The sequence below is a fragment of the uncultured Aquimarina sp. genome (genome assembly GCF_947492965.1).
Taxonomy (GTDB): domain Bacteria; phylum Bacteroidota; class Bacteroidia; order Flavobacteriales; family Flavobacteriaceae; genus Aquimarina.
Genome location: NZ_CANLOZ010000003.1, coordinates 284,959 through 297,515 on the forward strand (window position 1 = coordinate 284,959; position 12,557 = coordinate 297,515).

Annotated in this window: 14 protein-coding genes; 9 read left to right on the plus strand and 5 right to left on the minus strand. The window is 31.6% G+C overall.

Features of this window, described 5'->3' with window-relative positions:
• The first annotated feature begins 66 nt into the window (after positions 1-66).
• A complete protein-coding gene (locus tag Q1B37_RS09340) occupies positions 67-846 on the plus strand; it encodes a hypothetical protein (protein ID WP_299898159.1) in 780 nt (259 codons plus the stop codon).
• Positions 847-926: 80 nt separating this feature from the next.
• On the opposite strand, the gene Q1B37_RS09345 is transcribed toward Q1B37_RS09340, so the two are convergent.
• Together Q1B37_RS09345 and Q1B37_RS09350 are read right to left on the minus strand one after the other, a co-directional pair.
• Positions 927-1,484 carry a TetR/AcrR family transcriptional regulator gene (locus tag Q1B37_RS09345; RefSeq protein WP_299605567.1) on the minus strand — a complete coding sequence of 186 codons (558 nt, stop codon included), beginning with the start codon at positions 1,482-1,484 and terminating at the stop codon, positions 927-929.
• A 26-nt stretch (positions 1,485-1,510) separates the two neighbouring features.
• Positions 1,511-1,984 (minus strand): TspO/MBR family protein, encoded by a 474-nt coding sequence (locus Q1B37_RS09350; RefSeq protein ID WP_299605570.1) that lies wholly within the window; start codon positions 1,982-1,984, stop codon positions 1,511-1,513.
• A gap of 101 nt (positions 1,985-2,085) precedes the next feature.
• Between Q1B37_RS09350 and Q1B37_RS09355 the strand changes: the two genes are divergently transcribed.
• From Q1B37_RS09355 to Q1B37_RS09365, 3 genes are read left to right on the plus strand one after another with little or no spacing between them, the layout of a single operon-like run.
• A complete protein-coding gene (locus Q1B37_RS09355) occupies positions 2,086-3,171 on the plus strand; it encodes a diphosphomevalonate decarboxylase (RefSeq protein WP_299898161.1) in 1,086 nt (361 codons plus the stop codon).
• Between the two features lie 47 nt (positions 3,172-3,218).
• A complete protein-coding gene (locus Q1B37_RS09360; protein ID WP_299898163.1) occupies positions 3,219-4,154 on the plus strand; it encodes a mevalonate kinase in 936 nt (311 codons plus the stop codon).
• Between the two features lie 15 nt (positions 4,155-4,169).
• Positions 4,170-5,078, plus strand: coding sequence for a geranylgeranylglycerol-phosphate geranylgeranyltransferase (locus Q1B37_RS09365; protein WP_299898165.1), 909 nt, complete (start codon positions 4,170-4,172; stop codon positions 5,076-5,078).
• Between the two features lie 83 nt (positions 5,079-5,161).
• Here Q1B37_RS09365 and Q1B37_RS09370 read toward each other — a convergent pair whose 3' ends face one another.
• Positions 5,162-5,506, minus strand: coding sequence for a hypothetical protein (locus Q1B37_RS09370; protein WP_299605580.1), 345 nt, complete (start codon positions 5,504-5,506; stop codon positions 5,162-5,164).
• Positions 5,507-5,958: 452 nt separating this feature from the next.
• Between Q1B37_RS09370 and Q1B37_RS09375 the strand changes: the two genes are divergently transcribed.
• The 5 genes from Q1B37_RS09375 to Q1B37_RS09395 all read left to right on the plus strand — a co-directional run bounded on the left by Q1B37_RS09375 (position 5,959) and on the right by Q1B37_RS09395 (position 11,338).
• Positions 5,959-6,915, plus strand: coding sequence for a carbon-nitrogen hydrolase family protein (locus tag Q1B37_RS09375; protein WP_299898167.1), 957 nt, complete (start codon positions 5,959-5,961; stop codon positions 6,913-6,915).
• A gap of 51 nt (positions 6,916-6,966) precedes the next feature.
• Positions 6,967-7,806 carry a pseudouridine synthase gene (locus tag Q1B37_RS09380; protein WP_299898169.1) on the plus strand — a complete coding sequence of 280 codons (840 nt, stop codon included), beginning with the start codon at positions 6,967-6,969 and terminating at the stop codon, positions 7,804-7,806.
• An 84-nt stretch (positions 7,807-7,890) separates the two neighbouring features.
• A complete protein-coding gene (locus tag Q1B37_RS09385; RefSeq protein WP_299898171.1) occupies positions 7,891-9,258 on the plus strand; it encodes a PQQ-binding-like beta-propeller repeat protein in 1,368 nt (455 codons plus the stop codon).
• Between the two features lie 17 nt (positions 9,259-9,275).
• Positions 9,276-10,517: a DUF5018 domain-containing protein gene (locus tag Q1B37_RS09390; RefSeq protein ID WP_299898173.1), complete on the plus strand. Its 1,242-nt coding sequence runs from the start codon at positions 9,276-9,278 to the stop codon at positions 10,515-10,517.
• A gap of 83 nt (positions 10,518-10,600) precedes the next feature.
• A complete protein-coding gene (locus Q1B37_RS09395) occupies positions 10,601-11,338 on the plus strand; it encodes a protein phosphatase 2C domain-containing protein (RefSeq protein WP_299898175.1) in 738 nt (245 codons plus the stop codon).
• Between the two features lie 4 nt (positions 11,339-11,342).
• On the opposite strand, the gene Q1B37_RS09400 is transcribed toward Q1B37_RS09395, so the two are convergent.
• Together Q1B37_RS09400 and Q1B37_RS09405 are read right to left on the minus strand one after the other, a co-directional pair.
• The gene (locus Q1B37_RS09400) at positions 11,343-12,167 is read right to left on the minus strand and encodes an alpha/beta fold hydrolase (RefSeq protein WP_299605592.1); all 825 of its coding nucleotides are present in this window, start codon (positions 12,165-12,167) and stop codon (positions 11,343-11,345) included.
• Between the two features lie 9 nt (positions 12,168-12,176).
• Positions 12,177-12,548, minus strand: a complete 372-nt coding sequence (locus Q1B37_RS09405) for a hypothetical protein (RefSeq protein ID WP_299898176.1) — start codon at positions 12,546-12,548, stop codon at positions 12,177-12,179.
• Positions 12,549-12,557 lie beyond the last annotated feature (9 nt).

Genomic DNA, 12,557 nt, shown 5'->3' on the forward strand with positions numbered 1-12,557 from the left:
TAAACACCTAAGAGATTTGTGTAAAATTTCGTATATTAAAGAGGTTAAACTATTACCTTATATACTATGAAAAAAATTACACTACTACTTATTATTCTTATTTGTCAAAGTTCGTTTACAGCCAGAGCAGGAGATGATGAGCCTATTAAAAAGCTATTAATGGACTATATAGCTAAAATGAATAATTTAGAAAAAGGAGCTAAGAAAAATAGCGTCTTACTTCTATTTGATGAAAAATATAGTGGCAATACGGTCTACGTAAATTTATCAGGAGCTTTGGTTCGAAAAGAGTACGATAAAAAACATATTTCCTCCCAGTTAGATGATATTATAAATGATGACAATTATAGTTTCAAACTTAAGTTAGAGAATATTGTTTTTCAAAGCCAGAAAGAAAATGCCGGAATTATATCGGCAGTAGTTAATTTCGAATCTTTTATAGATAAAAAATTAGCCGAAAAAGGCACTATGTTAATGGATATGGTCGCTGTTAAAGTAAATGAAAGATGGAAGATTGTGCAGAATAATATGGTGAGAGTGTCTGAAGCAAAAGATATTGGTGAATGTGTTTGCTATATGTACGGAAATGGAGACACAAAATTTGTTACTGAAGTATATTTTCCTGCAGGATTAGAATATGATCAGAAATTAGAGTCTTTTCAGATAACTAAGAAAGATGGAGTAAGAGTTATTAAAACGCATAGCGAAGAATTTGCATGGAAAGGAAATGGAGGCGTTTATTATAATGGAAAATCCATTGGAAAAACGAAAGAACCCAAAAAAGCGATACAAGCAGCAGTGAAAAAACTGTATAAAGATTCTTGCGTCAATGTCATATTTAACTAATACATCAAAGAAGTTTTATAATAAATCCTACTCTATATTTCAGAGTAGGGTTTATTATAAAAAAACTAATAATGTAATTTTTAATCTCTTAAAAAGCCTTTCCAAGATATTTCTATAGCCTGATTGATATGTTTGTCAAGTAGTTTTACCTTCTCATTTTCATGAATTTTTACTAGTGATACTACATTCCCAAAAAATAATTCCTCCATCACTAGAGTGTTGTAAGACTTAAATACTTTTTGTCGAATACCAGTTTTAAAGTAATTTTCAATATCTCCATAATATTGTCTCGCTTTATCTTTTAAAGATTGCGGGATCTCTGGAGATCTTGCTATTTGTTCAGAAAATATAAAGGCAAGAGGGTTATTAACGAAATAGTGGAATAAGTTGAGCCACATGATCGAAAATTGTTTTTTAATGTCATCTTCCGGAACATTTCTCATAACTACTGTTCCGAAATCTTGTGTGAGCATTAAATATAGCTCAGTGATAATCTCCTCTTTATTTTTAAAATGATGATATACTGTTCCATTAGCAACACCTGATTCTTTAATGATTTGTGAGAGAGAAGTTGCCCGTATTCCTTGTTTTGTGATTAATTCTAAAGTTGTCTGTAAGACGATCGACTTTTTGTTCATAAAAAAATTATTCCTTCATTCTTGGTTTAGTTAAGTTGCCATATACTAAAATTTAATGCAGTCGCAAAAGCAACCCAAATCAAGTATGGGATAAGTAGGTAAGCGGCTGTTGAGTTTACAACTTTAAACCATTTGATGGTAAACAAAAGTAGGATAAAAAGGGCAATTATATCCACAAGTGCAATCAATGGATTGCGCATTCCAAAGAAAAAAATGGACCACGCAGCATTGAGTAAAAGTTGAAACCCAAAATGATATAACGCAGTTTTTACCCATTTATGATAAAAACCTCTACTCCAAACAATACCTGCAGCAATTCCCATTAAAATGTACAAAACTGTCCATACAGGAGCAAAAAGCCAATTCGGAGGAGTAAAAGATGGTTTTTGCAATCCTACATACCAGGTGCTAATCGATGTTTGAGTAGCAATGCTGCTTAAAAATCCAATTAAAAGACACAATAAGACAGCAACGCCTATACGTAGTAATTTTTTCTTCATTTAGAATTAGTTAGTTAATCACTAAAATAATAATTTATTTTTACTAGCTTACTCTTAAAACAGCTTATCCACGTATCTTTGCCAAAATTATTTTTTAGATTATGGCCGATTATAGTCAGTTTATTGCAAAAAAAAGTGTAAATATCCCTAACAAAGGATTCTTTTCCTGCTCATCACCAAGTAACATTGCACTAGTGAAATATTGGGGAAAACGGCCGATACAATTACCAGAAAATCCTTCCATTAGTTTTACTTTGGATGTTTGTAAAACCGAAACAATTTTGCAATACGAAAAGTTGGAGAATCCATCAGAAGATTTTCAATTCGAGTTACTTTTTGAAGGAAAGCCAAAACCTGACTTTAAACCAAAAATTCAAAGTTTCTTCCAAAGAATTGAAGCTTATGTACCTTTTTTAAAAGACTTTAAGTTTGTAATAGAAACTAAAAATACTTTTCCGCACAGTAGTGGAATTGCATCATCTGCAAGTGGAATGAGTGCATTAGCGTATTGTATAATGCATTTAGAAAGATCGATGGACACTTCAATAACAGATATGGAGTTTCTTAAGAAAGCTTCTTTTCTTTCACGATTAGGATCAGGAAGTGCTAGTAGAAGTATAGAAGGTCCTGTAACCGTTTGGGGTAATCATAATGAAATTGAAGGAAGTAGCGATGCTTACGCAGTGAAGTTTCCACATACCATTCATGAAAATTTTAATAATTATCAGGATACTATATTGCTCGTGGATAAGGGAGAAAAACAAGTAAGTAGTTCTGTAGGTCATGATTTAATGCATGGTCATCCTTTTGCGGAACAACGATTTTTTCAGGCAAATACCAACATCACAAAACTTAAAGATGTACTTGTTTCTGGTGATTTGGATAGATTTATTGAAATAGTAGAAAGTGAAGCGCTAACCTTGCATGCTATGATGATGACTTCTCTTCCGTATTTTATTTTAATGAAGCCTAATACGTTATCCGTAATACATAAAATATGGAAGTATAGAAAGGATACAGGTTCTAAAATTTGTTTTACGCTAGATGCGGGAGCAAATGTACATGTGTTATATCCAAACTCAGAAAAAAATGAAGTGATGGATTTCATTAAGAGTGAGTTAGTTGTGTATTGTGAGAAAGGGCAGTATATTTGCGATAAAATAGGATTAGGTGCTAAATTGTTGTAACTTTATCCTAAATAATTAGACAAATTAGTAAAAAGGAAAATAAACTGATGAAAGGACCATTATTTTACTCGAAAATACTTTTGTTTGGCGAATATGGAATCATTAAAGATTCCAAAGGTCTTTCTATACCTTATAATTTTTATAAAGGAGCTCTAAAAGTTTCAGATAATCCTGGTGAAGACGCTGTAAAGTCTAATAAAAGTCTACAAGAGTTCACAAATTATCTCGAAGAAGTGCAGAGTAAAGGTGTAGTCAGTTTCAACTTAGAAAAGTTGAAGGAAGATGTTGGCGCAGGAATGTATTTCGATAGCAGTATTCCACAAGGATATGGAGTCGGTAGTAGTGGAGCTTTAGTTGCTGCGATTTATGATAAGTATGCAGAGGATAAAATTACAGTTTTAGAAAACCTTACTAGAGATAAACTACTTAAACTGAAAGAAATTTTTGGTTTGATGGAGTCCTTTTTCCATGGAAGTAGTTCTGGTTTAGATCCATTAAATAGTTATTTGAGCCTTCCAATTCTAATTAATTCTAAAGATAATATTGAGCCTGCTGGGATTCCTTCCCAAAGTGTAGATCATAAAAAAGGAGCTGTATTTTTATTAGATAGCGGTATCGTAGGAGAAACAGCACCTATGGTTAGTATTTTTATGGAAAACATGAAGCAAGAAGGTTTTAGAAAAATGCTCAAAAATCAGTTTGTGAAGCATACTGATGCCTGTGTAGATGATTTCCTGAAAGGAGATATAAAATCTTTATTCTCCAACATTAAGCAATTATCAAATGTAGTATTGGATAATTTTAAGCCAATGATTCCTCAACAATTTCATGAATTGTGGAAAAAAGGTATAGAAACCAATGACTACTACCTTAAATTATGTGGTTCTGGAGGTGGCGGCTATATCTTAGGATTTACACAAGATTTAGATAAAGCGCAATCTGCACTAAAAGACTATAAATTAGAAGTAGTATACAACTTCTAAAAGCATCCCATTAAGATGTTTTCTAGAAAAAATAAGCTCATCCTTCTTAAGTTATTGAGTTTGTTTTCTATTGTTAGAGGTTACAATATTCTTATTATTGTTTTTGCTCAATATCTTACGTCCATATTCATTTTAGCACCAGATATTCCTTTAAGAGAGGTGCTTTTTGATCCCAATTTATTTGTTATTGTACTAGCGTCTGCAGGTGTAATTGCTGCAGGATATATTATTAATAATTTCTATGATCGAGAAAAAGACCTGATCAATAGGCCACAGAAAACAATGTTAGATCGTTTGGTAAGTCAGCAAACTAAACTAACAGGATACTTTGTGCTCAATTTTCTTTCAGTAATTCTAGCCAGCTATGTTTCTTTTAAAGCTGTGTTGTTTTTTTCTTTATATGTATTCGGAATCTGGTTTTATTCACATAAACTCAAGAGAAAACCTTTTTTAGGTAATTTCGTAGCTTCCATATTATCCATTACACCATTTTTTGCTGTTTTTATTTATTACAAAAACTTCGATGAGGTAATTTTTGTGCATGCTACTTTTTTGTTTTTAATGTTGGTAATGAGAGAAATGGTAAAGGATCTTGGAAACCTTAGAGGAGACATGGCACAGAATTATAAGACAATTCCAATTATTTATGGAGAACCCACATCAAAAAAACTAATTAGTCTACTTGTCCTGGCTTCTTGCGGTCCTATTTATCTATTGCTAACCTCTTATGAAATTGGTTTAATGAATTTTTATTTCTACGCTTGTCTGGGATTGCTATTGTCGTTTTTGATTGCACTATGGAAATCAAATAAAAGAACACATTACGTTTGGCTACATAATATTCTGAAGTTCATTATTGTTGCTGGAGTATTTAGTATCGTTCTGATTGATGTAAATATGATTTTAGACAGACTACTTTGGTAGTAAAAAAATAAAAGCAGCTATATGAAATTATATAGCTGCTTAACTTTTAGGTAAGGATGAATCCTTTATATATTCAAAATATCTTAAGCTTCAGGATTTAATACCTTTACTCTTAATTTAAATATTTTATTACCAGTTTTGTTAATTTCGTTACCTATTTTTTTGTAGTTCAATCTAGATTTTACGTAGTATTCGATAGCTTCTTTTTCTGAATCAATAGATAGGATTACGATTTCTCCTTTTCCGTTTACTATAAACTCAATATTAGCTTTGATTTCATCAGTATCCAACTGGATCTGTGGCTTCTCTAATAGAAGTGCGATTTCACTTCTTAATTTTTGTTCGTTCGTTTCCTCAGTGTTTTTGTCGTTTGCAAAGATCTGAGTAGATGCTAAAATTGCGACTGCTAATACAACTAATTTTTTCATTTTTTACGTGTTTTTGATTTGAGTTTTAAGATATTGTTTGTTTAAATTTTACATGACAAATGTAGATCTGAAAAACAGCTTTTTTTAAGTTTAAATTTTATTAGAATGTATTGTTAGCTTTACCATTATGTAAAAATTAGTGCGTTTTAACATAAATTCAACTTTGAATAAAAAGTACTTTTTATATGTTTACTTTAGAAGTATGAAAGAGGATAAGATTTTTTGATATCAAATTCTCAGTACTGTAATGAACAAGTATGCGAATAGTTTAATTTTTGGATGTTTTCTAATGTTAACTTAATGTTACGTGAAGGTTTAACCGTAAAGCTAGTTTTGTTGTTTAACTAATTGAAATTCAATTTTTTAAATGTTAATAATTCGTTAACTAGTTTGCAATACTTTTAGAATTATAGGAAAAACTTGACGTATACGAGATAAAATAAATATGCTACATGAATGATCAATTACTAACTGTTGCTTTAGCACAAATATCACCAGTTTGGCTGGATAAAAATGCTACCATAAAAAAAATAGAAAATTCAATTACCGAAGCAGCTGCTAAAAAAGCGGAGCTTATCGTATTTGGCGAAACATTATTACCAGGGTACCCATTCTGGGTTTCGCTTACAGATGGTGCACAGTTTGATAACAAGATCCAAAAAGAAATTCATGCGCATTATGCACAGAATGCTATAGTTATAGAGAAAGGTGATTTAGATTCTATCTGTGCTTTAGCCAAAGAATATAGCTTAGCTGTTTATTTAGGGATTATTGAGCGACCTCTAGATCGCGGTGGACATAGTTTGTATGCTTCTTTGGTTTATATCAATAGTGATGGAGAAATTAAATCAGTACATCGCAAATTACAACCAACATACGAAGAACGCCTAACCTGGTCTCCTGGAGATGGGAATGGACTTCGAGTACATCCACTAAAAGCTTTTACAGTAGGAGGATTGAATTGCTGGGAAAATTGGATGCCTTTGCCTAGAGTGGCATTATATGGTCAAGGAGAAAATTTGCACGTAGCTGTTTGGCCTGGTAGCGATTATAATACCAAAGATATTACCAGGTTTATTGCACGTGAATCTAGATCTTATGTGATTTCTGTTTCTAGTTTAATGAGAAAGGAAGATTTCCCAGCGACTACACCACATTTAGACGAAATCCTTAAAAAGGCTCCAGATGTTCTTGGCAATGGAGGTTCTTGTATTGCGGGACCTGATGGAGAGTGGATTTTAGAACCAGTACTCCATAATGAAGGATTACTTATAGAAACCTTAGACTTTAATCGTGTCTTACAAGAACGTCAGAATTTTGATCCTGTAGGGCATTATTCCAGACCAGATGTAACACAATTAAGTGTAAATAGAGAACGCCAAAGTACCGTTTGGATAGATGAAGATTAATTTTCATTATTTCTAAATACGAAAGAGCTATCTTTGCAAAAAATGTAAGATATGAGTCGCGGAGACAATTCCAAAAAAGGAAGAGGAAGTGGGAAAAAGGGAGCAAAGCCTAAAAGAAATTCGTATACAAAAGGAAATGCTGCTGTAAGGAATAAAAGTAACGGGCCAAAAAAGATCTCTGATTCTGAAGAAATTAGATTAAACAAGTTTGTTGCTAATTCTGGTGTTTGTTCCAGAAGAGATGCTGATCTATATATTCAGACGGGTAGTGTTTGGGTAAATGGGAAGCCAGTTACAGAAATGGGATATAAGGTAAAGCTTACTGATGAGGTTAAGTTCGATGGTAGACTCATTACACCTGAAAAAAAGGAATATGTCTTACTTAATAAGCCAAAAGGCTTTGTAACCTCTACAAGTCCTGAAAAAACTAGAACAGTTATGGATTTGGTCGCAAATGCTTCCAAAGCCAGACTAAAACCTGTAGGACGATTAGAACGAAATACTACTGGGTTGTTACTTTTTACGAATGATGTGGATCTAGAAAAAAAACTTACCCATCATAAAACAGGAGTTCGTAAAATCTTTCATGTAGAATTAGATCGTAATCTAAAATTTGAAGATTTTCAGAAGATAGAAAAGGGGATTAAACTGCAGGAAGGTTTTATACAAGTAGATGAGATCTCATATATCGAAGGAGCTTCTAAGAATGAAATAGGAATACAGTTAATGTCTTCTAAAAATGGAATCGTGACCAAAATATTCGAACACCTTAATTATGGTGTAGTCAAATTAGATCGAGTGATTTTTGCAGGATTGACCAAAAAAGACCTTCCTAGAGGTCATTGGAGAATACTTACCGAACAAGAAGTAATTAATTTAAGGATGATGTAAACATTTTTAAAAATATATAACATATAAGGGTAACATTTTCCCTTTAAAAGATACTTAATATGTATACGCTTATATTTTTTTAAAATGAAACTAAAATCTATACTTTATTTTCTGTTGTTTGTTTTATGTTATTCCTGTTCTTCAGATGATAATTATGTTCCACCTGTAAATTCTGTTCCAGGAAATTTGAAAATTGAAGACATTAGTTTTGTTGGGAAACAGGTAACAATTGATTGGAATGATATCGAAGATGCAGATGGAGATATTATATTTTATAGTCTCTATATTGACTCAGTCTTGATATCTGAATCTACTGAGTCTATAGTAACCAGAGAACTGGAATATAATAATTCCTACAATGGAAGAATTATAGCTACTGATCGAAAAGGAGGTGTTTCAGAAATTAGTTTTGATTTTGAAAGCCCTAAGAGTAAAATACTTTTTTTTAGAGGCATTGGTGGAAAACTTACAGCATTTGATTTGATTACAAATGAAATCTTATGGGCGGTAAATAGTTCTAATCAAGGTAATTATGCACATACCGTTTGTGAGAATAAAATATTTAATGGAGTCTCAGGATTAGATCTTTTAAGTGGTGAAGTTGTTTTTTCATTTGAAAAAGAAGGCTACTATAGAAATATCATAACCGATGAGAATAATATTTACGCGGATGAAATCAATAAAGTTCATTGCTTTGATAAAAATACAGGGGATTTAAAATGGGAGAGAAGTTTCTCAAATATTTATGCACCTTTATCAATAGACAAAAAGAATGTATTCGTATGCAGTAGGAATAATGATTATTTGTATGCTATTAACAAGATTGATGGTGAATTAAACTGGAGTTTTGATCTAGATTTTAACCCAACGGGTTCTGCCCCGAGAATAGAAACAAATCCTTTGATTGTAGATAATAACATCTATTTTGGGGATACTATAGGTAGATTTTACTCCGTTGATATAAATACTGGAAATAAAAATTGGAGTATAAATGCAGGGCTATTTAACTCTTTCTCAGGTTCTCCTATACTACATGATGAAAGTGTAATCGTTGCAACAGTTTACGGTTTGTATTCTTATGATAAGAATACTGGTAGTCAGAATTGGAGTTTTAATACTGGTGAATATTTTGGGACATCGCCATATGTGTATATGAACAATGTATATGCAATATCATCAATTAATGGTGTAGGGAATTTGGTTTCTGTGAATGCTGGGAATGGGAATGAGAATTGGAGGTTTGTACTTGATAATCGAAGTGTTTCCTCACCAATAGTATATGAGGGGAATATATATTTTGATGATTTTGAAAATCTCTATTGTCTAAATGCTCAAACTGGTGAGTTAATTTGGAAAAAAGAAGCATTTGTAGGTTTGAGTTCTCCCCCAATAATTGTCATAGGTAATGGAGAAGAAGTTGTCTATCCGAGTATACACGGACTAAAAAATTAAATAAAAAAACACATAAAATGAATATTAGAATTCTTACATGCATTTTTTCAATATTGCTTTTAATATCTTGTTCCAGTGACGATGATACTCCTCTACCTCTAGTATTGAGTTCAGGGAATACTATCACAGATTTTAAATTAACAATAAACGATGAAGTTTTTAGTGGACTTATAAATCAGAATGATAAGACGATCTCTTTTAATTTTGTAGGCGCTGAATTAAGTTCTTTGGTTCCAACAATAGAATATTCCGAAAAAGCAGCTATTTCACCTAAAGAAAGCGAACCTCAAAACTTTAACGAGGAGGTTTCTTACACCGTAATTGCAGAAAATGGAGAGTCTAACATATATAGAGTTATAATAGAGAATAGACCTTTAAGTAATGAAAATAAGATATTAGAATTTTCGGTAACAGATAGCAACGATGAGACTTTAATAGCTACTATTAATGAAGAATTAAAAATAATTGAATTTGATTTGATCAACACTGATTTAAATGGGATTATTCCACAAATATTAATTTCAGAGTACGCTACTATTACGCCTGATTTAGAAACTCCTATTAATTTTAATGAAACAGTTTCATATACTGTTACGGCTGAAAATGGAGATGAATCTATTTACAATGTACGTGTGAATGCGCCAGAAATAGAAACAATTAGTGCGAGGTATTTTAATTCGAAATGGGTATACTCTAACGCAGAATTATGGATTTCAGGTAAATTTTTAAACCCCCAATCAGAAAATTTCAACTTATATTTAACAGATGGTATTACCAACTTTAATTTAGAGGTTTTGTCGAGTGAATCATACGAATCCTTAAATACAAGAATTTATAACTTATTTGTAAAAATGCCTGAAAATATTACTTCTAATGATAATTATAAAGTTGTATATGAAAATTCAGATTTTGTTTCAGAATCCATAGATGCGTTTAACATCTCATCAGATAACATCCCTGTAGTAGAATCATTAGATAAAGAATTTTATAATGTTGATGACACAGTATTGATTAAGGGAATAAATTTAACAGAACAACTTGCAATACCTAATAATGGTTCAATATTTTTAGTTGATGATTGTTGCGGTACTTTATATAATTATCAACTTAATCAAGAAAAAACGGAATTAAGTTTTAAATTGGATCGGCAAGTTTATGGGTGGACAGGGCCTGTTGAAAGAACTATTACATTGCTTGGAGATGCAAGACGAGTTGGGCAAACGGTACGCACGAATTTTGGATCCACTCGTTATAATTAGTAATAGTTCTAATATATACGGAACAAGAAGTAATTAATTTAAGGATGATGTAATTAGTTTTTTATTTTCGTGGAGTTGTTTTTATGAAAATATATTCCACCCTTAATATAGGAGACTTTCACACCAATTATTGCGAAGATTTTTTAATAGTCGAGAATATTAGTACGAACAGATTCATAATAGCTGTTATGGATGGTTGTACTATGGGTAAAGAATCTGTTTTTGCCTCTATGCTGATTGGTAAGATCCTTAGAAATATTGCTAAAGAAGAGTTTTACAAGGACTTTTTAAATAATAATACCAAGGAATTGCAATTATGCCTGCAAGAAATTCTCAAAAAACTTTTTTTACAATTAAAAACTATAAAAAATAATTTAGGCCTAGAGACAGAAGAATTATTGTCGACTCTTATAATAGGTGTAATAGATCAGCATACATCTAATGCAGAGTTTTTATCAGTTGGTGATGGATTGATTCATTATGATGACATTTCAGTAGAATACGAACAAAATGATAAGCCTGATTATTTAGGGTATCATTTAGGCGAAGATTTTGATACTTGGTATCAATCCCAAGAACAAAGATTATCAATTACTGACTTTAGGGATTTATCGATTTCTACAGATGGAATTTATTCCTTTAAAAATTTTAAAAATCCTAATCAACAAAAGAAAGAAGAGGAGATTATTGCGTTTTTATTACGAGATAAGCAAGGAAAAAATTACGACAACTTTCTAGAAAAGAAAATCCGTGATTTAGAATTGGAGTACAATCAGGTACTAACCGATGATATTGCTATTATCAGAATAATAAGAGAATAGTGGTTTAATATCTTGCCAACAGTTCTTTTAGTTCGTCGTAATATTGTTTTGTAAGATGTACACTATGTCCTGCGCCTTTGATCAATGTACGTTCTATTTTATCTGGATATAGATCCTTTAATCGCTTAGAATGTTCTTCAGGTTTAATCAAAAAGTCTCTAGATCCATGAAACACCCTAATTGGGCATTGTACTTCTCCCAGAAATTTATATGAAGGTATTTCGTAGTTAATTAAGGATTCTGGTACGGGTGCCATACTAGCGATAAATTCGTTCCAAGCGTAATAAGGTGCTTCTAGAATAAGTAGTTTAGGGTTGTTTTTAGAGGCAGTGTACGAGGCAAACCCTGTTCCTAATGAGAAACCTAATACAATAATATCTTCCTCCTTATAACGAGTAAGCGCAAAATCATACACTTTTTGGGCATCATTGTACAATTCAGATTCTTCTTCATAAAAACTATCACTCTTTCCATAACCTCTATAGTCCACGAACAATACATCAAATTTATTTTCTGTATACAGATACGCCCTTTCTCCCCATTCATGGATGGCCCCAGCATTTCCGTGGAAATATAAAATTAATCCTTTACTTATAGAATCCGTTTTAAATAATAATGCATTCAGATTTACATCATCTTCTACAGCAATATTTATTTCTTCAAAAGGTTGGTCAAAAGAATAGGAGTAATCTTTTGCTAATACCTTTGGGTTAAAAAAGAAACGTTCTTGTTTCACATATAAGAATATGTAAACACCAAGGATTAATATGACGATAAAAGCCATGATTCGTAATAATCGTCTTCCTATTTTTTTGAAATTGATTCTCAAGTTGATAATTTATTTTTTTAAAATATATAAATCAGAAGTTTGTTCCACAAATAACGTGAAACCATCCTCTTGATTACGAAGTTGAACGCCTGATATTCCCAGAATATTTAAAATTTCACCTTGTTGTACAGAATCAAAATTAATGAAATATACTTCATCGTACTGATGATTTATCTCAAAAGTACCGGTGTCTATTTTTATGGAGTCTCTTAATAAGGTATACTTATTTTCGGAAAATATAATTTGAAATTCACAATTCAATCTACGCTCATTGTTCTCGCAATAATGTTTGCTTGTTACATATTTGCAAAAATTCCAGTTATCTGCTAAATATGCTCTTATCACTTCTGTATCTTGAGAAAAGAGAAAGTTAGTAAACATCAAAAATGA